Genomic DNA, 22,214 nt, shown 5'->3' with positions numbered 1-22,214 from the left:
GATCAGATAGGCGTGAACCGAAATACATATTTGGATAAAGGCAGCCGATGAATGTGTTGGCTGTCTTTGTTTGTGTTCAATCAGGTCAGGACAACATGAAAGAGACTGTAGAAATAAAATAGGAAATGGATACCGTGAGATTTCTCTTTAACAATTAAATGAATCCTATATTATGCAAGTTAGAACAGGAAAAGAGGTGTCTCATGAGCAAAATTAATTTTACCGAAAGCCTTCTTCGAGTAATTATTTCTCTGATCGGACTTCCATTCACATGGATTCAAGCGGCTCTTTCCAGATACCTTCTGTATAAATATAAAGCTCCAGGTGAAAAGATTTCAGTTGGCTCACATCATCTCCATGCGATTGTTACCGGCAGCAGCACAAGTAAACTTCCGACGATTCTATTAGAAGCAGGAATGGGTGGTTGTGCTCTGGATTGGTCGCTGGTTCAGCCTGCATTAGCCAAACATACCAAGGTCCTCTCCTATGACCGGGCCGGGTTCGGTTGGAGCACTACGCCTATCAGTGAGCCGACTTGCGAAGGTTATGTTCGTGATTTGCGGGAATTATTAACGCAGCTTGAATTAGAACCCCCATACATCCTTGTAGGGCACTCCTATGGCGGAATGATCATGCGGCTGTTTGCTTCTAAGTATCCTGAAGAGGTCTCCGGGATTATTCTTGTGGACTCCACACATGAGCAAAGATTCATAGAATCCACTTTTAATCAAATCAGATATGAAGAACGGCTGCGGCACCTGAGACGACTAAGAATGGGTTATCTTTTATCCCCTATTGGGTTGCCCCGTCTATTAAAACAACCTATTGGTGCCAAACGGCTGCCTCCACCAGTTCAACATACAGTGAAGACACTCGGATATCGAAATAATGCGTATAAAGCGGCATATCTGGAATCTCTCTACACTATAGAAAGTGCCCTCCAATTAATAGAGTCAGAGCCTTTAGTTTCGGAATTACCAATCATCGTATTATCTGCCGGAAGGCAGAATGAGGATTGGCAACAATCACAGAAGAAGCTCCTCCAGTTAACTGCAAAAACCCGGCAGATCGTCGCCACGGAAAGCTGGCATTCCATTCAACTCTATCAGCCGCAAGCGGTTATAGATTCAGTATTGAACCTATTAAGAGAACATTACCGCAACCAAACAGACAAGCAGGCGTCTATTTAGTAGGAATATATATCCATTAAGAAAGGTGAGCTATAATGATTGGGAGATTCATAAGGGTTCTGGAAGGAAGTCCCAGAATCGTTATTAGTATTTTCCATCCAGCCATCGGGGGAGAACCGGTGAAGGGTATCGACTTGTATGCACCTTGCCAGGCTGAGGCAGCTAAGCTTTTGACAGAGATGGGCGTTGCTCTGGACAACCTGAATATTGCCAGTGTAACAACCAACGGGGCATTAGCTCCAAAAACAGAAGGGTTTCCCGTCGTCCTCCTCTCCCCTGGATTCGGTGTAGAACGCGATATGTATCTCGGAGTGATTTCCAAGTTAGTCTCCAAAAACTACGTGGTAATTACGATTAGCGCTCCGCATGAGTCTGTCTTCACCGTATTTCCAGACGGCAGCTATCTCAAGCAGGCACCGGAAATGGCGGAGCTGGCAAGCAGTGACTACACCAGTTGGCGCCGTCTGCTCCACAACCGGGTTCAATCTATACACGCAGTTATGGACCATCTTAAGATGCTTACCCGCTCCGATACCGGGCTTGCCGGGCTGTTCGATCTGGATAAGATTGCTGTCATGGGACATTCACTCGGAGGTGCCGCCACCCTGGAGGCCGCCAAGCAGGATCACCGGATCAAGGCGGCTGTCCTGCTCGATCCCAGTTTTCACCTTATACGCCGGGAAGACGTACAGTCTTCTGTTCCAGTTCTGCTGTTGCGGCAAGAAGCTTCAGCGTACCGGGAGATGGCAGCATCTATGAATGAGACCATTGCATACGATTATATTGATGGGCAGCGCTATGCCTTCAACGCTCTGAACAATGCCCATTTCTATCAGGTAAAAGGGGCTCAGCACATGTCTTTTTCCGACATTCCGCTCCATTACAATGATCATCACGCAGTTCCCGTTCATACGGTTACCGCAGAAGCTGCAACCGCATTCATGGAAGCGGTCTTTTGTAAGGGTGAGGCGGGCCGGAATTTCGCTTTACGGCCTGGAGAAACCGTCGTTCCTATCAACGCAGAGGGTGAACCTGTAGGAACTTAGCATGAAGACACCCTGCGTATGACGGACCCTCTTAGATTAGTTGCAGGAACAGTATTGCTTAATTTTAAATGTTCTTTACAGCTAAATACTGGTACTCAATGATACACTTAGGCTATCATAACGCTTGCTTGAAGGAGTGTTCCAAATGCAATTACAAATAGTGAAGGAGCCCGGCACAAACGATACATCTTATGTTACAAACAAAATGATTGAATTCAATCTCAAGCATTTCCCTAACGAATTGAAGGGCAGATATCAAGCCGTCAACCTTCTTTTGAAGGATAGCGATGGAAATATTTACGGCGGACTAACTGGTGAAATATGCTGGAACTGGTTAGAGGTACAATATCTATTCGTTGACGAGGACTACAGGAAATTCGGATATGGAAAGAAGCTGCTGCTCGAAGCCGAAAAAATGGCTAAAGTAAAAAAATGCGATTTCATTAAATTAGATACCCTAAGCTTTCAGGCATTGGACTTTTACTTAAAGCAAGGGTTCGAAGTGTTCGGAACGATACATAACGCCGGCAGCCATACTCATTATTATTTGAAGAAAGTGATCTCCAAGTAAAAGCTAACGCCCATTGATTAGCATGAAATGATACCCAAACATCGATTGACCCGGGAGGGCATTTTGTATGAAGATCCGACTTAGCGACTATAATCCAGACTGGATCAGACTTTATCAGCAGGAGGCTGAATTTTTAACTACTATTTTCACAGATGAAATCGTACGTTTCGAGCACTTTGGAAGCACCTCAGTACCAGGCCTGAAAGCCAAACCCGTGATTGATATGATGTGTATTGTAAAAGACATAGGCAAAATCGACTCGTACAACGATAAGATGACACTGCTCGGATATGATGCAGGTGGAGAATGGGGAATTCCCGGCAGAAGGCTATTCCGCAAGGGCGGTGAGGCGAGGACGCATCACCTTCATTGTTATCAGGCAGACAACCCTCAAATTGAACGGCATCTCGTGTTCAGAGATTATTTAAGAGCCCATCCGGAAGAATCGGCAAGATACAGTCAGTTCAAACAAGAATTAGCGGATCGCTTCGAGGATACCAGCCAGTACGGCCCAGCCAAAAAAGCATTTGTGAGCACTATGGAACAACAGGCACTGTCTTGGTTCGCAGAAAAGAAGTGAGTTCACAGTGAATCTTACGGGGCAATTATCACTTATAAGCAACCGAAAAAGAGGAGGAACTCAAATGAAGACAATCATGCGCATGATGGACCATCTGTACTGGGCGGACGGAAGGATTTTGGATGCACTTGAAGCAAGTGACACGAAGGACACAGAGCTTCTGAAGCTGGTGCGGCATGTGGCGGTGGCGGAGCAAGTCTGGCTGTCGCGCTTGGAGGGTAGGGGCAACGTGCAATATTGGTTATGGGAGGAAGCGGAAGACCTGCCGGAGATCCGGCGAATGTTCGAAGCTAACGCTAAGGATTACCGCAACTATATCGAAAAGCTGGAGGAATCCGGGCTGGACAAGATGATTGATTATGCCAGCCAGAACGGAGTTCCGTTCCGAACATCCGTCCGGGACATCCTGCTGCAGGTGCTTTTACATGGGCAATATCACCGGGGACAGATCAACCGGGCCCTTCGGATGGAATCGGCAGAGCCTGCTCCCGTTGATTACATCACATTCGCAAGGCTTTAACCTTGCAACTGCTAGGAACAAGGAGCGGATATAAGAAATGGAGATCAGAGCATTACATACGGGTGAACAAGCACCTACCGAATTGCTTTTATTGGCCGACCCTTCCCCGAAGCTGGTTGAGGACTATGTGGCAAGAGGGCAATGCTTCGTTGCTGAGGCGGATCAACAGGTGGTCGGTGTCTATGTGCTGCTGCCAACCCGGCCGGAGACCGCAGAGCTGGTGAATATCGCAGTGGATGAGGAGTTCCAGGGCCAGGGCATCGGTAAGCAGTTGGTGAATCATGCGATTCAGGAGGCTAAGCGGCTCGGATTCAAAACGCTGGAGATCGGCACAGGCAACTCTAGTATCGGCCAGCTTGCACTGTATCAGAAATGCGGCTTCCGGATCACAGGAATCGACAAGGACTTTTTCATTAGGCATTATAGTGAAGAAATCTATGAGAACGGGATGCAGGTGGTGGATATGATCCGCCTGTCACAGGATCTGTAAGTCAATCAGGGCTGCGGAACAGCTTCACAAACCTAACAATAGCTGCAGAAATTATCGCAGGAGGGAACGTATCTTATGGAAGCACAAATATTGCAGTTTCTCAATAACACTTATCCTGTTCTACTCTCCAGTGTGGAGGCGGTCACCAACGAAATGTACCGTTGTCACTCGGGGAAGGGAACGTTTTTCGCCCGAATTACGAATTATAAGACCTATGAAGAACAATTAGCTGAAGTGAACTGGACTACTTATCTGTTCAACCGGGGCGTACGGGTGCCGGAGGTTGTATCTACTGAACAGAATTCGCTTATCAGCACCCTGCTGCTGGATGAAGCAGAGAAGTTCGTGGTCTTGTTCAGGGCGGCAGCCGGAATCCACCTGCCCCGGGCCAAATGGGACAAAACCATATTTAGAACCCTCGGACAGCAGATAGGCAGAATGCATCAGGTGAGCAAAGAGTATCAGCAGTCTGAAGCTGCCCAACCGATTCCACATTGGTATGATAACGATGAATATGATTTTCTCAAGTATATTCCTGCCGAAGAGCCGGCCATCCGGGACATTGCGAAGGATGTGCTCAAGCAGATTCGAATGCTGCCCAAAGATGAGGCGAACTACGGCTTAATCCACGGCGACCTGTGGCTGAACAATACCCTTGTAGACAGTGATTCTGCGCTGACGATGATTGATTTTCAGGATTGCGAGCGGCATTATTATGCCTACGATTTAGCTGTGCCCATCTATTCTGCACTGGAGTACTCGTTCGCGGGCGGACAGAACCTCATGGACTATAAGCGCGCGATTACTAAGGCAATCACTGACGGATATAAGGAAGAGCATCCCCTCTCCGCTGAGATGTCTAGACAATTGCCGCTGTTTATGAGACTGAAGGAGCTGTTTGAGTACAACCTGATGCACATGTATTGGAACTTCGAGGAGCTTAGCGAGGAGCAGGTGCGGATTCTGAATCTGTACAGAAGCAAGATTGAGTTCATGCATACGTGAGGTGAGTGAAATGTATGACTACATTAGCATCCATTCTGTGGACTACGCCAAGACCGTAAGGACGGAGGTACTGGAGCGGTTTATCGTGCAGACCTTGGGATTTGAGCAGACTGGACCGCTTCAATTCTCCAAAGGGCTTCATGGCACGCATGTTGGACTGAAGGGAATCTCCGCAAATTCGGATGGCAGTTACGCTTACTATACGCTGGAGGCTCGAACATACCATAACCGCTCTGGCGATGGCCATTACCGACGAATTCGGCTGGTGCATTGATGAGGACCACGGCTTGGATACTTAGTGTGATCGGTTTTTCGACTACATTCGGTCCATGCGCCTTGTGTCAGTCCAATGTGATCGGTTTTTCGATTACATTCGGTCCATACGCCTTGCCTCAGTCCAATGTGATCGGTTTTTCGACTACATTTGGTCCATGCGCCTTGTGTCAGTCCAATGTGATCGGTTTTTCGACTACATTGGGCCCATGCGCCTTGTGTCAGTCCAATGTGATCGGTTTTTCGACTACATTTGGTCCCCGTCACCTGCGCGTTCCCCCAACAATACACAAGCGGCAGCCGAAGACGATCTCCGTCCATGGCTGCCGCTTGTTCAATTCTTATCACTCAACCGCTTCGCCCCTGCCTAGACTCCCGCCTCAGCAATAATGCAGCGCTTCGCCCAGCGCGACCAGCACCATCGCCTGGCCGTAGGCCATCGGGGCAATGATGATCCCTTTGTAGTCTTCCTTGGCTGCGCCGATGGGAGTACCGCCAGATACGCCGAGCACTGTGCCTTCACCGTCAATTCTGTCCAGGATGGCGCGGATTGCCCGCAGAGCCGGTTCGCTATAGCCCTCCGGGAGCAGACCCCGGCGCACACTGTTCAGAATACCGGCGGCAATCGCAGCCGAACCGGAGGTTTCGGTATAGCTGCCAGAGTCATCCAGCAGGGTATGCCATAGTCCGTCCCCGCTCTGACAAGCGAGCAGGGCTTCGGCCTGGGCCTGCAATGTCTGCTGGAGATAGCTGAAGACTCCGTCTGCCAGATAGGGCCGCATCAGCTCCAGATATTCCGGCAGGCCGAGGGCGAACCAGCCGTTGCCGCGGCACCAGAAGGCTTCGCTGAAGTTATGGCGCTCTGCAAAATGCCAGCCGTGGAAGAAGAAGCCGGTTTTTTTGTCATACAGATATTTAATATGCAGCAGCAGCTGATGCAGCGAGGTCTCGCGCCACTGCGGATTGTCGTACTTCACACCCATTTTGGCAGTGAACAGAATCGCCATGAACAGCGTATCAATCCAGATCTCGTTCTCATGGAGCGAGACCTCATGCTTCTGAGTCCCCGTAGTCACATGCTGATAGCCTTGCTCCAACGTCCGGGGCAGGCCGTGCATTAGCCAATCCATCCATTCCAGACTCAGCTCTCCCGCCTCTTCCAGCTCCATGAGCGACAGCAGCGGGGCAGTCGTATTAATATTCCGGCTCGGTAATCCCTTCGTAAGCTGCCGGGCCATCCACGGCTTGGTGTATTCTGCATAACGGCCGTCCCCGAAATGCCGGTCAAGCTTTTGCAGGCCATACAGCCCCACTCCCTGCGGCCAATCCCACTCTTCCATCCCGAAGTCCCTGGCAAAATACCCCCGGCGCTCCGCATCCTCCCCCAGGTTCTGCAATTCCGCTTCATTATCCGGCCGGCCCAGCTTCAGCAGCTTATTCGTGACCAGGTCCAGCTTCTGCATCACCTCTTCCTTGCTCACACAGCTAACCGGCACCGCTTGCTTCTCTCCTGCTCCCATCCTAGCCTCTCTCCTCTCAGCTCTGCGCCCCGCGCAGCTTGATTCTGAACGTTCTGATCTCATACGGCTTCACCTGGAAGCTCAGGCCCTCTTCTTCCTGCCAGTCTCCCAGCGGCTCCTCCATCAGGTTGCATTCCTGCCAGGAGGCTATAGAATAAGCGCTGTCTACAGTAATCTGCGTCCGGGAACCGGCGTACTCATGCAGCCGCAGCACCACATCCTTGCCGTCTTCCGAGCGCTTGACCGCATCCACCATCACATGTGCGCCATCTATATAGAGCACCGGGTCCCCTACAAGCTCACCAGCCACACTACGCAATGGATTATTCAGCTCCCACGCCTCCTGGGCCACCTTGCCCTCTACAAAATCACCCGTATGCGGATAAAGTGCATACGTAAAGGCATGATGACCCTGATCCTGCTGCGGATCGGGATGAACCGCCGACTTCAGCAGCGTCAGCCGGAGCACGCTGTCCTTGATGTCATAGCCGTATTTGCAGTCATTGAGCAGCGCTATGCCATAGCCCTTCTCGCTGATATCCGCCCACTGATGGCCCACCGTTTCGAAGCGGGCGTAATCCCAGCTTGTATTCCAGTGCGTAGGGCGCTTCACATTGCCGAACTGAATGTCATAAGTAGCCTCCAGCGCATGAATATCCACCGGGAAGGCCACCTTCAGCAGCTGGTTATGCCCGTGCCAGTCCATCTCTGTGCGGAAGTCAATCCGCGCGGTATCCCGGTAGAAGATGATGTCCTGAGTTACCGCTGTGCGGTGATAGGTCCAGGTCATGCGCAGCACCGCCCGCAGCGGTCCGTTCTCGGTCAGCTCACATCCGGTCAGCTGTGAGATCTCAGTCATCTTTTCCTGGTAGAAAATATCGATATCCCATGCTTCAAAATCCAGCGGCTTATCCTCGAACACCTGTAGCACATTCCCGCGCTGCCCTGGCGCCAGCAGCTCGCGGCCGCTCTGCCGGTCGATCATTGAAGTGAAGTGGCCCTGTTCATTCCACACTACTTCCACAAGCGGTGTGCTCAGCATGTTGCCGGATACGGCTGCAAGCGGCTGAATCTGCGCCTCCAGGGAGGCCTCGGCTGCTTGCCCGTGAACTACCTTCAGCACCGCCGTGCCCAGTGCAGGCACAGACGGAACATAGACCAGCACTTCCCCGTCTGCCGTCCGCTGCTGCCACAGCCGGTTCCCGTCTGCGTCATGAACACTTGCGGAATCTGCGGCACCCATAGGAAGCAGCGCATAGCGCGGACGGTTCCAGTTCGAGCTGTTCATCAGAGTAAACCTGCTGTCAGCCTCTTCTTCCTCAGCCACTCCGTTAATCAGAGCTAGTGAGCGCGCCTCGCCTTCCGCATATTCAGCATCACTGTCCTCGTAGACCTCAGCGATCGACGAACCGGGGATAATGTCATGGAACTGGTTGCGCAGCAAGATCTCCCAGATTCCGGTCAGTTCAGCCGCAGGATAAGCGGTTTCAAGATTCCCCTGTCTAACACCCATCAGTGTATGCAGCCACTCGGCATCCCTCAGCAGCAGCTCCAGGCGGCGGTTATATTTCTTGTTGCGGGCTTGCGAGGTGTACGTGCCCCGGTGGCATTCGAAATACAGCTCACCGTTCCAGGTGTGTACGAACGCCTCCGCCTTTCCGATCCGTTCATGCAGCCCGGTAAAATACTCCCCGGCACTGCCCATCTCAATCTTCGGAATGCCCGGAAGCTTGTCGAAGCGCCGGCGAAGCTCCAGCATCTCCCGCGTCGGCCCGCCGCCTCCGTCACCCCAGCCGTATGCAAACATCAGGTGATCGTTGATCTCCTTATCCTGATAGGAATTCCAGATCCCGCGCAGCAGCCCCGCCGTCATCCGTCCGTTATACGTGTACTCCGCCCCATCCTTCTCAGAGGTCGTGATGAAATGGGTCAGCACCTCCGAACCGTCCATTCCCCGCCACCAGAAGGTGTCATGCGGCATCCGGTTGAACTGATTCCAGCTGATTTTGGTCGTCATGAACGTATCGATGCCCGATTTGCGCAGAATCTGCGGCAACGCCCAGCTGTATCCGAAGACATCCGGCAGCCACAGGTACTTGCTCTCTACGCCGAATTGTTCACGGAGATAGCGTTTGCCCAGCATAATCTGGCGGACCAGCGACTCGCCGGACGGGATATTACAATCCGATTCCAGCCACATCGCCCCTTCCGCTTCCCAGCGGCCTTCCTTCACCTTCTCGGTGATCCGCCCGAACAGCTCCGGATAATCCTGCTCCAGATAAGCGTACAATTGAGGCTGCGTCTGCAGGAACTGGTACTCCGGGAACTCCTCCATCAGCCGCAGTACGGTGGAGAAGGAACGGGCTGTCTTTTCACGGGTATGCTTCAGCCGCCACAGCCAGGCAACATCAATATGGGTATGGCCCACAGCGGTAAGCGTTACGTCAAAAGTCTGCGGCATCGCCTCTATCGCCTGATTCAGACTGGCGCCTGCCTGATACAGCGAAGCAGTATGCTCTGACGAGCCCGGCTCCGACCAGTCGATCAGACGGAAGGCCTCATTCAGCGCTCTAAGCAGCCACTGCTTCTCCGGCTGGTCTCTGCCAAGATAACGGAAGGTGTCGAGCGCCGCCTTCGACATATAGAATAGATCATCAATGCCCTCGTCCAGATAGCCGATGAATGCTTCGCTGAGCCGGTGCTCCTGAATTCTGGGCTGCCCGCCGCCCTCAAGTCCCGACCACAGCCGGAAAGCCAGCTCTACCGTCTGTCCGCCCCATTCATCGCCGAAGATTACCTCTCTATGGTTGTTATCTACGCCCTGATAAGGCGATCCGTTCACGAACAGCAGCGATTCGAAGCCGGAGTTATTGAAGTCCCCTGTTTTGCCAAAATCAAATCTGCCGGCAATTTTGAAGCCTGCCTGACCAGGCGGCAGCACGACCTCTGTGCGCAGCCAGATGTAACGGTCCCGCCCGCGCCAATGCTCCTGAAGCCTGATGACGCCATCAAAGGACACCGACTCCGGGTATACACCGTTAGCCCCTTCCTCATCCTCAGCGAACGCGAACTCTGTAAGCTCCTGGACCTTAAGATATCTATACTTTTCTACTTCAGCCTGGCGTTTGATCAGCTTTTCTTCTGTGAATAACATCTCTATCACTCCCTGTATCCGCTTTCATATGGTCACTATAGCAAACCTTCCACTCCAAAAACTACCCTACTCTTGCTGTATTCCGCCCTATTCATTGCATATTTTGCTTTTTTGAGCCTATAATATACAGGATAACGGCAATAGTGAGGAGAGAGGCTATGCTTGACAGCGACCTGTTATACGAGCAAGGATACAGCATACGTATCAATACTCCGGCTGATCCGCTCTTTTACTATTTTGACTACGATCAGCGCTCTCACGACATCAATATGGAATTCCAGCACGATCATGACTTTTATGAGATTCATATTCTGCTGGATTCCAGCGCTACTCATATTATTGAAGGTAATGTACATGCCCTCCAGCAATATGACATTGTTCTGCTTGCTCCGTACCGGCTGCATATGACCCAGTATCCCGCAGGCCCGCCGCATAAGCGGCTGATTATCAACTTCAACCTGCCCAGGAATACACCCGGACTTGAGACCGCTTACAATGCAATGCTGCAGCCGTTCGCCGAGGAGGTTCCGATCTACCGGTTCACCGGAGGGCCGCGCAGTGCCGTGTTCGAGCCGCTCAATGCTATTTTCAACTGCTCCCGCAGCACTTCACCGCTGAATCCGGTGCTGATTCATAGTCTGTTCCAGCAGTTCCTCTGCAGTCTGTCCCAGCAGAATGACAAGAATGCTTACGTGCTGGAGGAGATCGGCAATGCCATGATGCAAAAAATCTATTCAATCACCGCCCACATTCACAGCCATTACGGCAGCGAGCTGTCCCTGGACTCCATCTCCAAGGAATTCTATATCAGCCCTTATTATTTATCGCACCAGTTCAGAACCGTCACCGGCTTCACCTTGACCGAATACATCCAAATGACCCGCGTCCGCAAAGCCCAGCAGCTCCTGCTCCATACCCGGCACAAGATCTCCGACATCGCCGGACAATGCGGCTTCAACAGCTTCTCCCAGTTCAACCGCATCTTCAATAAGCAGAGCGGCATGTCCCCTTCCGCGTTCCGCAAGGCGCAGGGGTCGTCTGGCGGGGCTTCGTCTTTGAGTTCGTATTGATGGATGGTAATGTTAGGAAAATCCAAGAAGGTGTGCCTAACAAAAAAAGGGACCATAATGGTATCATCTCACCATAATGGACCCTTTTCCCAAAGAGGTCGGCAATGATATTATCTTTTTAGTCGTAAACTAGTAATTAACAGCTCAATATTCTCTGAAATCACTTCGAAAGAATTTCTTTCGAAATCTTCGAGTTTCACAGAACCATCTTCATTGTCAATCACTACGTTAAGTCCGTTGCCTTCTATCCCTAAAGGGATATTCTCAAGTTTGTTATCGTGATTATTCTTGTATCCTTTAAGTGTGTTCGTATAAGAATCAATATCTGCCTTTTGTAGTACCGATTCTAGTTTTATATAATGTTCTTTAATAAATCCATCTAAATCGGCAAAATAGTATGAATTAAAATATTCTTTGACAGACGGATGAATGCTAATACCTAAATCCTCTTCTAGTGGCTTGAAATCGTAAGGGTCTTTTTTGACAGGCTGCCATGAGATATACTCATCCTCGTCCACCTCTCCAATGTAAATAAGAGATTCACTCTCTTCATCGAATGGTGTTTTAAATAAAAAGTCCAATCCTTCTTCAGCAACTTTTTTCCTTAATGAAAAATATTGATCCATAGCTTCTTTTATATGCAAATATATCACCCTCTACTTATTTAAGAATTTTTCTAGTAATTCTGCATATTGGCTGTCATTACCCCAAATTCCTGCCTCTTTTTCGATATTGTGAATACCACCAGACCCAGGATGTAACTTTGATGGGACTGCAACTGCTTGGCCACCGCCACCAATATGATGGTGAATAAGAGTGTCATTATTCAGTTCCTTAATATTAAACTGTGGGAAGTGTTCTCTGAACTGCTTATCATTAATTGGTGAAAACCCTAATTCAATTTTTTGTTTATTGGATTTACTTATACTTTCAGGATACTTTTCCATGACTACTTTCCAGTAATAGTCCTTATCTCGTAACCATCCTTCTGAATTTGTACCATACTTCCCCTTACCTTCATATGGCATTTCAACCGTTAATTTAGGGTCAGCAGCATATTTAGCCTCGAGTTTTTTTAGATCAGCATTCCGATATGTTCTAATTGGATGGTCAATTTCACCAATCCCCCCTACCCTATTACCGCCACCACCCACCCCCTCCATATACCGCTGCTGTACCGGCGTCTTCGGCATGGCTGGCGTACCCTGAATCTCCCCTATCTTGAAAACAAACCCTTCCGGCGTCTGCACGGCCCGTCCTAGATCCGGGAGCTTCTGCTTGATCCCTTGCAGGGCATCCTTCGCCGCTTGGCTGACGACGTCTTCGACCTCGTCCAACACTTTACCCACTTTGCCTGCTTTGGTAATTTGTAGTCCTGGGACGAGTATGGACGCGACCGAGCCCAGCATTCTCGCCTTCTCTTCCGGGGTGCCTTCGTCAAACTGATGATACGCCATCTTGGCCGCTTCCACCAGCACTTCCGGATGCTCGATGAGGTATTGCGCCTGATTCTTCATTTCTGTGGTGGTTTTGACTGGGTCCACAACCAGCTTGAAGGCAAAAGTTGCCGTATCCGCCACGCCCATGACGACCTCTTTCACCAATCCTTCGGTAAAAGCCAACACCACACTATCCGCCTGACGAACCCGGCTCTCCCATTTCGTCAGCCCGTAGGTATCCTCCAGCCACCCCAAATAACTGGTGTACATCGGGGTGAGATATTCATTTGGCACATAGACTTTCGCCTGATAAAAGTTCCAGGTAGTCTCATTTTCCTTGTTGTCTGCGGTAATTGGCGTGCCGTCCGGCAGCGTGAGCGGCGGCCCGTTCAACCGCCGCTGCGCTTCAATCTGCTCTTGAACCTGTTTAAGAGCCGCTGCGATCTGAATTTCCTGCCGCTTCGCCGCAAGCTGACCCCGCGCATACGCTCCTGCGGCGGTCTTCTCCATCGCCAGCCGCAGCAGCAGCAAATATTCTTCGTTATGTAGTAAGGGGACCTTGTCTGCTGTAATCGACGGATCATACTCACAGGCGGTAACCGCTGGTTGTCTGTAATGGGCGCTTAGATCCGTACCGGCTTCATAGTAGATCTTGGCTACGCCTAGAGAGGCCAGCTTCTGCCGGGCTTCTTCGGCCTGTGCATGAACAGCCTCCATCTGCGCCTGGTTTCCGAACGCCTGATACACCTTGAAGGCCATCTGTGCCTTGGCGATCTGATCCCGCGCTGCAAAAATATCCGTCAGCTTACTTTGTGCAGCTATACTCTCTACGGTCAGCAGGCCGGAGGTTTGAATGACATTCCTGAGCTGCTGCACCACCGGGTCCCTGCTGAGCTCGTCTTTTCCCGGTAGAGCGGCAATCGAAGTGATGAGGTTCGTCGCACTTCGCTGCACAAATTCAGGGATGGAGACCCGTCCGGCGGCCGGTTGCAGCCCCAAGCTTCCGAAGGCCGCTAACAAAAGCGTAAACTGCCCCGTCAGCCTGTCCGCCTGCCGTCGATTCTCTTCCTGCAAATCCGCGACCCCTCTAAGGGCAATCCGGATGATATCCTCTAACTTCTCCGCTTCTACGGTTAATTCATTGATCAGGACCTGGGCCTTGACCATATGGTCGCCCATGGGAATGCCGCCCCAGCCGCTGGACTGGCCCTTCAGCTCCAGATATAGTCGGTTGGTGTCCTGGCTCACCTCGCCAATCTTCCTTTGCAAGCGCCTGACTTCATCTTCGTTAAATACTAGCTTTGTTGAAGCCATCTTCACCCTCCCCGCCGGACATCACATGTTACGTTCCTCATCTTGATATGAAAATAATCCCTAAATATATAGGTTTATCCTTTATTATCGGTTTTAGGTTCCATCCGTTTTATACGGTTTGGAAATTGGCCAGCAACTCCACAAAATCCAACTATCGCTGCTCCCCTTTATCTCTGCCTGTGTTCAATCATTTAAAAAAGCTTCCGAATCGCCCAACAGGCCATTCAGAAGCTTTTTTCACATAAGCTTTTTTCACATATATACAAGGGTCCCGCAACGCAAGGACACCTACACCGTAAACTGCACGCGGCTGAGCAGAACCTCACCCCGCAAGACAAGATACACATCGGTGGTTCCAGCATCCACATCCGCTATAGCGGACTGGCCATGCCACTGCTGAACGCTGCCGGATGGAACTACAAGTGTAGCCGCCAGCTTGCCGGACGGGCTGCCGGTCCGGACTTCAACCACGCCGCCCTGGACGGAGGATACCAGCATCTCGACGCCCGCTGCTCCCTCTGTAAAACGGACATTATGGAAGGCGATCCACGCCCCTTCTTTCACTGGATGTACCGCAGCGCCGCCAGCCTTGCATTCATCGAGGAAGACACTATCGTAATCATCGTAATTCTCAGCCTTAACTGGCGCATACAGATCACGCGGCGGAACGGTCTCGCCATGCACTCTGATGGTGGCTGACAGCCGGATATCTCCCGAGGAACGGCCTGTCATTAGCTGGTATTCCCCATCCTCCACACAGTACTGTTCGCGGCTGACGTCCCAGAAGGAGAGTTCAGCGGCGGGTAAAGTGAAGGTGACCGTCTGCTTGTGTCCGGCAGCCAGTCGGATTTTGTCAAACCGCTTCAGCTGTTTAAGCGGACGCTTGATCCGGGTGGACAAGTACTGGACATAGAGCTGAACTACCTCGTCACCGTCAACGCTGCCGCTGTTCTCAAGCTCTACGGTCAGACTGATCGTACCGTCCTGCTGTACTTCCTCCGCTGCCAGCGACAGCTTGTTATAATTCACCTGTGCATAGCTCAGACCATGACCGAACGGATAGAGCGGTTCACCGTCGAAGTACATGTAGGTTCTTTTGCCTTTGATAATATCGTAGTCCATGAATTCAGGCAGCTGGCTGACGCTGCGGTACCAGGTCATATTCAGCTTGCCGGACGGGCTGTAATCGCCGAACAGGACATCTGCGACGGCATGGCCCAGCTCCTGTCCGCTATGCGAAGTGTACAGCACGGCCGGAATATGCTCGTCGATCCAGGTGGAGGAAATCGGATAGCTGCCGACGATCACCACGACGGTGTTCGGGTTGGCGGCATAAACGGCCTTAACCAGATTCTCCTGCTCTGCGGGCAGTACAATATCCGGCCGGTCAATCTCCTCCTTGCCGTTCAAGAGCGGATGGTTACCGACGAATACGACGGCAACCTCAGCGGCCCGGGCCGCTTCCACCGCTGCTTCTACGCCATTCACTACCAGTTGCTTATGGAAGATGCGTGCTTCGGAAGAGGACTCCTCTTCAGAGACGCAGAGGGTTCCGTCCTCAGCACTGATAACAAGCGGCTGATCATTCCAGGTGCGCAAGCTGACAGCGCCTTCGCCTTCCTGAACCAGGTTCAGCGATTCCTTCACATACCAGCCATAGATTTCATCAGCGGAAGCGGTCAGTATACCGGCATCTGTCAGGGTGACATATTGCCCCCGGCTGGTGGATTCAAGGGTATGAGCAGTCCAGCCCCACGCCGTATGGCGGAACATCTCCCCGCGCTCCGGCTGATCATGCAGCACTGCGAGCCGTCCGTCCTCACCCGTAAAACCCACGGCTTGTCCGCTGGCAGCGGAGGTCAGAATGATCCGGTCATCCCCGCTCTCGAAGGTGACCTGCTTGCCTGCCAGCTTCTTGATGATTCCCTGCAAAGGGGTCACCGCATATGGCAGCGTACCGGAATACCAGTCTCTGAACGCTTCGTCCCCCAGCGGGCCGATCACAGCGACCTTGGACAACGAGGCTGCATTCAGTGGAAGGGCTGCGTTGTCGTTCTTCAGCAGCACGATGGATTCCTTCGCGGCTTCGAGCGACAGCTCGCCATGCGCTTTGCTGAGAATGGCTGAGTCGTCTATCTTCGTATACGGATTGCCTTCCTCCGGGTCGAACTCACCGAGCCGGAAGCGGATGCGGAAGGTGTTCGCCAGCGCGCGGTCCAGATCTGCCTCGGTCAGCAGCCCTTCACGGAGCGCCTCGTGAATCACCTTAATGGTCTCCTCCGTCTCTTCGGTCACACTGTCAATGCCATTCTTGATCGATTCCGCCATGGACTGGGCGAAGGAATCATAATACTTATGGTCCTTCACAATGCCGAACAGGTCTCCGGCATCGCTGACAATGAAGCCGTCCATCTCCCATTCGCCCTTCACAATCTCCATTACCGCCGGATGGAGGATAACCGGCACGCCGTTCACGGAGTTGTAGGCAGTCATCATGGATTGTGCGCCGCCTTCCTTGAAGGCAGGCTTGAAGGCTTCCAGATAATATTCGCGCATATTACGCGGGTCAATGCTGGACGAAGCCACGCCCCGGTCAATCTCATTATTGTTCCCGAGGAAATGCTTCAGGGTCGCTACCGCTTTCAGATACACCGGGTGATCGCCCTGAATTCCCTGGACAAGCGCTGTACTCAGCCGGCCTGTCAGCTCAGGGTCCTCCCCGTAGGCTTCCTCTGTTCTCCCCCAGCGCGGGTCCCGTTCCATATCCACAGTCGGTGCCCACAGAGTCAAGCCGTTAACCGTGGGATTCTTGCGGTAAAAGGCTCTGGCCTCATCCCCGATTGCCGAGCCGATTCTCTGCAGCAGCGCCGGGTTCCAGGTACAGGCGAGGCCGCTTGGCTGCGGGTACGAGGTGGCTTTGCCCAGCCAGGAGATCCCGTGCGCGCCCTCCGTCCCATGCTTGTAACCGCCTACACCCAGCCGTTCAATTTCAGCCTGATATTGCGGCATCAGACTGACCTTCTCCGCCAGTGTCAGCCGGGAGAGCAGATCCTGAACACGTTCATCTAATGGCAATTCAATTTGTCTAAAAGGATACGTAGCAGCGTCCATATATAATCTCTCCTTCATTTTTCATGATAACGGTTTCATATCCAGCCAAGCCCAGCGTCCTGTTGCCTCCGCACAGCCCGGCTGTCCTATCCTCCTCCATCTTAGAAGATCTTCCCTGACAATAACACCAGAACAATTGGCCCAAAAACCAGTTCATTATTAGGGATTCTGTATGGTATAGATGCTAATCAGACACATCATATGCTATTGACGTTATACTATAATTAAATCAAAGAGAAGACTACAAGCGATGCTGAAAGGAAGTCCACACACTCTATGCTCAAAAGAACCTATGCTCTGCTCCTCATTCCAAGCTATCCTATATTCCTGCTCTGCATGTTGTTCCAGGGAATGGCCATCTCTATCAGCGCCCCGTTCCTGGCGGTCTACTTCACAGAAGAACTCGGCGTCACCGCCGGAACCTTCGGTATTTTCACAGCGGTGACCCTCCTTAGCGGGGTAGCCTTAAGCATGTTCATTGCCAAGCGCTCCGACGCCGGGTTGAACCGCCGCAGGCTGATGGTGATCTGCATGATGTTCAACGCGGTTGCTTTTGCCGGATACATATTCATTCATGACTTTTACGCGCTGCTGGCCTATATGACAATATTCACCGCAGCCGGCGCCCCGGCGATGCCGCAATTATTCGCCAGTGCCAGAGAAGCTGTGAGCGCCAGCAGTTCTCCTGATCATGCCTTGGCCAACTCAGCCCTGCGCTCGATGTTCTCCCTTGGCTTCATCAGCGGCCCGCTGGTTGGAGCCGCGCTCCTGAGCCGCTTCGGATTTCAGGGGATTTTCTCAGCGACCACACTGATCTTCCTGATCAATGCCCTGCTGGTGTTCAGCTTCGTACGGCCTTCAGCCGCTAAGCAGCTTCAACCGCGTATCCAGCAATCAGCCGGACTGCAGCGGAACGCTAGGGTGATGGTTCCTTTTCTCATCCTGACTCTGCTCTATACCGGACACTGGGCCAATAGTCTGAATATCTCCTTGTTCATTGTCAATACGCTGGGAGGCACTACACAGAATGTAGCTTCGGTGGCCAGTATCTGCGCGTTAATGGAGATTCCGTTCATGCTGGTGCTGGGGCTGTTGTCAGCCAAATACGACAGCAAGGTGCTGCTGGGCTGGGGAATGGTAATGGGAGGCATCTATTATGCGCTGGTGATCGGAGTGGGTGAGCTGTGGCAGCTCATCGCCGGACAGGTGCTGCTGGCTTTTTTTGTCGCTGTAATCTCTGCGATTGGCATCAGCTATATTCAGGATCTGCTGCCGGATCATCCCGGCTATGCCTCCACACTGTATACCAATGCTACAACCATCGGCAGACTGGCCGGAAGCCTGGCGGGAGGAGCCGCAGCCCAGTGGTTAGGATACCGCCATTCCTACCTGCTCTGCGTAGTGCTGGTAGTCTGCTCACTGGGACTGCTGCTCTGGCCCCGCCGCTCTCCGGACGAGAAAATTACAACTCCACTCGCCTCATGACAGGTGAAGTGCTGTGCATAGTAGTAGGGCATCAGATATAAATTTATGGATTGGATCAGTAAGAGGAAACCACCTACAATTTTTATTCGGTTTTTCACATACATTAGGCCCGACACCTTCGCGCAAGTACATTGTATTCGGTTTTTCGTATACAATTTGTCCCAATGACTTCACTCTTTTAAAACTTCAGGTCTCATCATGCCCAACCACAATTTAAAGACTGATGCTGTAGGCGCTGGAACGATAGTAACTGCATTTTGTACAATGGAATGCTGTAAAAAAGGCTTCGAAATAGAATCTATTGTATTCCGTACAATTGGATGTTAAAAAAAGGCCATTTTTCACCCAAAACACAACATTCCACTGTATGAAATACAATAGAAGCTCATTTTACGGTCAGCTATGCGTTTTCTATTGCAGGAAATACAATCAGCAACTTGAATGTAGAAGTCGGCAACGGGTGCAGTGTCAGCCTAATATTAGCTTGATGTTCATGCTCAGACTTTAACACCCTGAGGTTCATTCTTACAGTTTTAAAGCTGATGCTGTTCTAGCTAGATATCCATATCCTCACCCGTGTAATCCACGAATCTAAAGTGGCCGGATGGCTCGGCTTTCTGCCCGATCAGGTCCAGAATGCCTTCGGCACTGGTGCGCGGGGGAAGCGGTGCCTTAGCTCCGCCCATATCGGTAGGCATCCAGCCGGGATGGACGCTGAGCACATGGATGCCGCGATCCTTCAGTGTGACATGGAGCTTCTGCGTGAACATATTGAGCGCAGTCTTGGAGATCGTATACGGATAGCTGCCGGGGTAAGCATTGGTGATACTGCCTGCCTCTGATGAGATATTGATGATCGAAGCATCCGGCCCGGTCAGCAGCGGCAGAAGGAGCTTGACGACCCGCATCGGCCCGTACAGATTGATATCCATGGCACGCCGCATCTCTTCTATATCCAGCGCTTCAAGTGCGGTGTCCGTGGCATTCAGCACTGCGGCATTATTGATGATGACGCCGAGTGTCCGGGCCTGCTCTGTCAGGCTGGCAGCAAGCGCTGCTATTCCGGCCTCGTCCGTTACATCAAGTGTCACGAGAGTCAGCTTGTCCCCATGTACTGCCGCCAGATCAGCTAATGCTGCCTGCCCGCGCGTCAGATCCCGCACCCCGGCAATAACAGCATGTCCACGCTCCAGCGCAGCCGCCGTCAGCTCAAGGCCCAATCCGCGTCCGGCCCCCGTAATTAGAATATTCATTGTATAATTCCTCCTGTCGTAATTCTATTATTGTTCGTTATCGTTATCGTTATCGTTGTCATTCTCCAGCAATTCCAGCACTACCTTCAATTCCTTGAACGTATCCAGGTAGGCATACCGTCCGCCGATATATTCGCCCTTCTGCTGGAGCGGGAATCCCTTGCCTTCGAGCAGCATGATCTTGTCCTGCATTCCTTCCACCACAAACGCAATATGGTGAGGCCCTTCCCCGTGCTCATTCAGATAATCGCGCCAGGTGCTCGGCTGATGGTCCGGTTCAATCAATTCCAGCTGTAATGAACCCATGTCGAAAAAAGCAAGCTTCGCCCGTGCCTCACTCGCCTCACCATTATAGTGAGTCTGCGCAATGTCTGCCGCATCGGTTATGCTGATCTGCGGCTTGTCCAGTCCGAAGAAGTCCGCATACGCCTGACTCACCTTCTCGATATCGTGGACCAGAATCCCAATCTGTGTCATGAAGTGATTTCCAAGTAATCCTGACATTCGGTTCTGCCTCCTTTATCTGCTGACCAGACAACCATACCCAACCCATGAAAGGGCTGTCAAGTTCTCCGTCAAGACGCCCGCCCAAAAATAAAGAGAATGTCTTCACGACACTCTCCCGCCGCTATGCCCCATTCACTTAGCCCCTCAGTGCGCGATATAAGCCTCGACTTTATAACCTGAACCGCTGCTGGTTAATGTGGCGTTATAATACCCCATGTTCTCGCCCTGCTTGCATTTGTAGTCCCCGGAGCAGCCGGTGACGAAGAATTTCGTCCTGGTGTATCCCGGATAGATGTTGATCAGCTTCCGGTAGAATTTATGACCATGATGCGTGAAGATCGCCAGCACCTTCTCTCTGGCTTTTGCCGGAATGGCCGTGAAGAACTTGGAGGTCTCGGCCGCACTGAGCACATGGCTGAAATCCACCGTAATGCCCTGCACCCGGAGCGGCCAGTGGAAATCAATAATATAGAAATACCTGTCATCCAGATTCCGCAGCAGATTGAGGCTTGCCGGTGTGAACTGGCCCAGTGCGCAATCCAGCCATACATATCTCACCTTGCCCTGCGTTCCCGGGAAATTCATCTGGCCGGCCATCGCCCCTAAGTACTGGGTGAACAACGACCGTGTGCTGGCCTCCCAATTCCCGATCGACGCCTTGTAAGGGATGCTTCCCAGCGTACTGGTAACGGTGTCCTTGAATTCCTTATAGTACGTCCCGGCGTTATTCCCGTGATTCGCTCCCGCCTGAGTGTTATCTCCCCCGAAGATGATAAAGCGTTTGTTCCCGCTGCTCACCGCCTTGGGCAAAAGACTCTTAAAAATGCTCAAGCTGTTGCCATATCCCACATGACTATCTCCAAATACCGCAAATTCAATCGTCTGCGCCTTGATTCTGCGTTTCACTCTGGGTACAGCCTGCCGCTTGGAGGGAATCAACCACTTCCGTAACGGTCTTGCCCGCCTCTTCATCTCGAACCACCCCACCCCATCATTAATAGCTTCAGAATACATAGTAGTCCCTACTATTTATATGCATGAGGAATTGGCTGCTCTTGGACCAGTGAGTCCATTAATGAATGCTTCCGGCAATCACTTCGCCCGCAGCGAAGTGATCTGCTTGGCCAGATACTGCGGCGTATACGGCATATCCTCCCGGAGCCAGGCGATGATGGTACCAATGAGGGCCGCCGAGCCGTACCACACAGCGATATCCTTCTGTACCGTTACTTCCGAAGCGTCATGCGCGGTAACCCTGCTCTCCACCCTTGCAGCAATAATATCCGCCATCAGTTTAAAAAGCCGGTCGGTAAATATCGTACTCTTCCGGGACGTAAGCACGATTTTGTAGAATTTGGCGTTCTCTGCAATATGCACAAGCAGGTGCTCCAGCATCGGCCACTTTTCTTCTTGTCCGGCTTCCGTAAAGTCCGTATCGTCTCTCACCACTTCCAGAACCTCCTCTGCCATATCATCCGCCATTTTCTCCAGCATATCCGGGATATCCCGGTAATGCAGATAGAAGGTCACACGGTTAATTTGGGCCCGCTGCGCAAGGCGGTTGACGGTGATTTTCTCAATGCTCATCTCTTCCATCAGCTCAATCAGAGCCTCTTTGAGGAATTGTCGTGTACGAAGGACGCGCGGATCTGTCCGCTGGGGGGGATTCGTCATTTCTATTCTCTC

19 protein-coding genes are annotated in these 22,214 nt (G+C 51.7%); 10 read left to right on the top strand and 9 right to left on the bottom strand.

Annotation, left to right across the window (positions count from 1 at the left end):
• Positions 1-203 precede the first annotated feature (203 nt).
• The 8 genes from NST43_RS06065 (at position 204) to NST43_RS06030 (ending at position 5,676) form a co-directional block, all read left to right on the top strand.
• Entirely contained in the window at positions 204-1,190 is a 987-nt protein-coding gene (locus NST43_RS06065; RefSeq protein ID WP_339223124.1) for an alpha/beta hydrolase, read from the top strand.
• A 35-nt stretch (positions 1,191-1,225) separates the two neighbouring features.
• A complete protein-coding gene (locus NST43_RS06060; protein WP_339223123.1) occupies positions 1,226-2,236 on the top strand; it encodes an alpha/beta fold hydrolase in 1,011 nt (336 codons plus the stop codon).
• A 145-nt stretch (positions 2,237-2,381) separates the two neighbouring features.
• Entirely contained in the window at positions 2,382-2,807 is a 426-nt protein-coding gene (locus NST43_RS06055; RefSeq protein ID WP_339223122.1) for a GNAT family N-acetyltransferase, read from the top strand.
• Between the two features lie 67 nt (positions 2,808-2,874).
• On the top strand, positions 2,875-3,387 hold the full coding sequence (locus tag NST43_RS06050; protein ID WP_209993843.1) for a GrpB family protein: 513 nt from the start codon (positions 2,875-2,877) through the stop codon (positions 3,385-3,387).
• Between the two features lie 64 nt (positions 3,388-3,451).
• Positions 3,452-3,907: a DinB family protein gene (locus tag NST43_RS06045; RefSeq protein WP_339223121.1), complete on the top strand. Its 456-nt coding sequence runs from the start codon at positions 3,452-3,454 to the stop codon at positions 3,905-3,907.
• A 37-nt stretch (positions 3,908-3,944) separates the two neighbouring features.
• On the top strand, positions 3,945-4,397 hold the full coding sequence (locus NST43_RS06040; RefSeq protein WP_209993845.1) for a GNAT family N-acetyltransferase: 453 nt from the start codon (positions 3,945-3,947) through the stop codon (positions 4,395-4,397).
• 75 nt (positions 4,398-4,472) lie between these two features.
• Positions 4,473-5,402: a phosphotransferase gene (locus NST43_RS06035; protein WP_339223119.1), complete on the top strand. Its 930-nt coding sequence runs from the start codon at positions 4,473-4,475 to the stop codon at positions 5,400-5,402.
• 10 nt (positions 5,403-5,412) lie between these two features.
• Positions 5,413-5,676 (top strand): hypothetical protein, encoded by a 264-nt coding sequence (locus tag NST43_RS06030; RefSeq protein ID WP_339223118.1) that lies wholly within the window; start codon positions 5,413-5,415, stop codon positions 5,674-5,676.
• 379 nt (positions 5,677-6,055) lie between these two features.
• Here the strand turns inward: NST43_RS06030 and NST43_RS06025 are convergent, their stop codons facing one another.
• Both NST43_RS06025 and NST43_RS06020 read right to left on the bottom strand, forming a co-directional pair.
• Positions 6,056-7,195 (bottom strand): glycoside hydrolase family 88 protein, encoded by a 1,140-nt coding sequence (locus NST43_RS06025; protein ID WP_339223116.1) that lies wholly within the window; start codon positions 7,193-7,195, stop codon positions 6,056-6,058.
• A gap of 16 nt (positions 7,196-7,211) precedes the next feature.
• Positions 7,212-10,349 carry an alpha-mannosidase gene (locus NST43_RS06020; RefSeq protein ID WP_339223115.1) on the bottom strand — a complete coding sequence of 1,046 codons (3,138 nt, stop codon included), beginning with the start codon at positions 10,347-10,349 and terminating at the stop codon, positions 7,212-7,214.
• Between the two features lie 158 nt (positions 10,350-10,507).
• Here NST43_RS06020 and NST43_RS06015 point away from each other — a divergent pair, with 158 nt between their 5' ends.
• On the top strand, positions 10,508-11,419 hold the full coding sequence (locus NST43_RS06015; protein ID WP_339223113.1) for an AraC family transcriptional regulator: 912 nt from the start codon (positions 10,508-10,510) through the stop codon (positions 11,417-11,419).
• 110 nt (positions 11,420-11,529) lie between these two features.
• On the opposite strand, the gene NST43_RS06010 is transcribed toward NST43_RS06015, so the two are convergent.
• From NST43_RS06010 to NST43_RS06000, 3 genes are all read right to left on the bottom strand, one after another.
• Positions 11,530-12,045 carry a SecY-interacting protein Syd gene (locus NST43_RS06010; RefSeq protein WP_339225346.1) on the bottom strand — a complete coding sequence of 172 codons (516 nt, stop codon included), beginning with the start codon at positions 12,043-12,045 and terminating at the stop codon, positions 11,530-11,532.
• 30 nt (positions 12,046-12,075) lie between these two features.
• Entirely contained in the window at positions 12,076-14,172 is a 2,097-nt protein-coding gene (locus NST43_RS06005) for a hypothetical protein (protein ID WP_339223111.1), read from the bottom strand.
• Positions 14,173-14,460: 288 nt separating this feature from the next.
• Positions 14,461-17,301 (bottom strand): glycoside hydrolase family 3 C-terminal domain-containing protein, encoded by a 2,841-nt coding sequence (locus tag NST43_RS06000; protein ID WP_339223109.1) that lies wholly within the window; start codon positions 17,299-17,301, stop codon positions 14,461-14,463.
• 258 nt (positions 17,302-17,559) lie between these two features.
• On the opposite strand from NST43_RS06000, the gene NST43_RS05995 reads away from it, so the two are divergent.
• Complete coding sequence (locus NST43_RS05995; RefSeq protein WP_339223107.1) at positions 17,560-18,768, top strand: sugar efflux transporter; 1,209 nt, start codon at positions 17,560-17,562, stop codon at positions 18,766-18,768.
• A 554-nt stretch (positions 18,769-19,322) separates the two neighbouring features.
• Here NST43_RS05995 and NST43_RS05990 read toward each other — a convergent pair.
• From NST43_RS05990 to NST43_RS05975, 4 genes are all read right to left on the bottom strand, one after another.
• A complete protein-coding gene (locus tag NST43_RS05990) occupies positions 19,323-20,021 on the bottom strand; it encodes an SDR family oxidoreductase (RefSeq protein ID WP_339223106.1) in 699 nt (232 codons plus the stop codon).
• Between the two features lie 27 nt (positions 20,022-20,048).
• Positions 20,049-20,525 (bottom strand): VOC family protein, encoded by a 477-nt coding sequence (locus tag NST43_RS05985; protein WP_339223105.1) that lies wholly within the window; start codon positions 20,523-20,525, stop codon positions 20,049-20,051.
• A 147-nt stretch (positions 20,526-20,672) separates the two neighbouring features.
• Positions 20,673-21,434 carry a metallophosphoesterase gene (locus NST43_RS05980; RefSeq protein ID WP_339223104.1) on the bottom strand — a complete coding sequence of 254 codons (762 nt, stop codon included), beginning with the start codon at positions 21,432-21,434 and terminating at the stop codon, positions 20,673-20,675.
• 186 nt (positions 21,435-21,620) lie between these two features.
• A complete protein-coding gene (locus tag NST43_RS05975; protein ID WP_209993855.1) occupies positions 21,621-22,202 on the bottom strand; it encodes a TetR/AcrR family transcriptional regulator C-terminal domain-containing protein in 582 nt (193 codons plus the stop codon).
• Positions 22,203-22,214: the final 12 nt, after the last annotated feature.

Source organism: Paenibacillus sp. FSL H8-0332, from assembly GCF_037963835.1.
GTDB classification, from domain to species: Bacteria; Bacillota; Bacilli; order Paenibacillales; family Paenibacillaceae; genus Paenibacillus_AQ; species Paenibacillus_AQ rhizoplanae.
The sequence above is the reverse complement of the archived record's forward strand: the minus strand, read 5'-3'. Positions and strand labels throughout refer to the sequence as shown.

Bases quoted from the DNA above. Each gene is read 5' to 3' on its own strand.
- NST43_RS06065 (WP_339223124.1), top strand. From the start codon at position 204: ATGAGCAAAATTAATTTTACCGAAAGCCTTCTTCGAGTAATTATTTCT.
- NST43_RS06060 (WP_339223123.1), top strand. From the start codon at position 1,226: ATGATTGGGAGATTCATAAGGGTTCTGGAAGGAAGTCCCAGAATCGTT.
- NST43_RS06055 (WP_339223122.1), top strand. From the start codon at position 2,382: ATGCAATTACAAATAGTGAAGGAGCCCGGCACAAACGATACATCTTAT.
- NST43_RS06050 (WP_209993843.1), top strand. From the start codon at position 2,875: ATGAAGATCCGACTTAGCGACTATAATCCAGACTGGATCAGACTTTAT.
- NST43_RS06045 (WP_339223121.1), top strand. From the start codon at position 3,452: ATGAAGACAATCATGCGCATGATGGACCATCTGTACTGGGCGGACGGA.
- NST43_RS06040 (WP_209993845.1), top strand. From the start codon at position 3,945: ATGGAGATCAGAGCATTACATACGGGTGAACAAGCACCTACCGAATTG.
- NST43_RS06035 (WP_339223119.1), top strand. From the start codon at position 4,473: ATGGAAGCACAAATATTGCAGTTTCTCAATAACACTTATCCTGTTCTA.
- NST43_RS06030 (WP_339223118.1), top strand. From the start codon at position 5,413: ATGTATGACTACATTAGCATCCATTCTGTGGACTACGCCAAGACCGTA.
- NST43_RS06025 (WP_339223116.1), bottom strand. From the start codon at position 7,195: ATGGGAGCAGGAGAGAAGCAAGCGGTGCCGGTTAGCTGTGTGAGCAAG.
- NST43_RS06020 (WP_339223115.1), bottom strand. From the start codon at position 10,349: ATGTTATTCACAGAAGAAAAGCTGATCAAACGCCAGGCTGAAGTAGAA.
- NST43_RS06015 (WP_339223113.1), top strand. From the start codon at position 10,508: ATGCTTGACAGCGACCTGTTATACGAGCAAGGATACAGCATACGTATC.
- NST43_RS06010 (WP_339225346.1), bottom strand. From the start codon at position 12,045: ATGGATCAATATTTTTCATTAAGGAAAAAAGTTGCTGAAGAAGGATTG.
- NST43_RS06005 (WP_339223111.1), bottom strand. From the start codon at position 14,172: ATGGCTTCAACAAAGCTAGTATTTAACGAAGATGAAGTCAGGCGCTTG.
- NST43_RS06000 (WP_339223109.1), bottom strand. From the start codon at position 17,301: ATGAAGGAGAGATTATATATGGACGCTGCTACGTATCCTTTTAGACAA.
- NST43_RS05995 (WP_339223107.1), top strand. From the start codon at position 17,560: ATGCTCAAAAGAACCTATGCTCTGCTCCTCATTCCAAGCTATCCTATA.
- NST43_RS05990 (WP_339223106.1), bottom strand. From the start codon at position 20,021: ATGAATATTCTAATTACGGGGGCCGGACGCGGATTGGGCCTTGAGCTG.
- NST43_RS05985 (WP_339223105.1), bottom strand. From the start codon at position 20,525: ATGTCAGGATTACTTGGAAATCACTTCATGACACAGATTGGGATTCTG.
- NST43_RS05975 (WP_209993855.1), bottom strand. From the start codon at position 22,202: ATGACGAATCCCCCCCAGCGGACAGATCCGCGCGTCCTTCGTACACGA.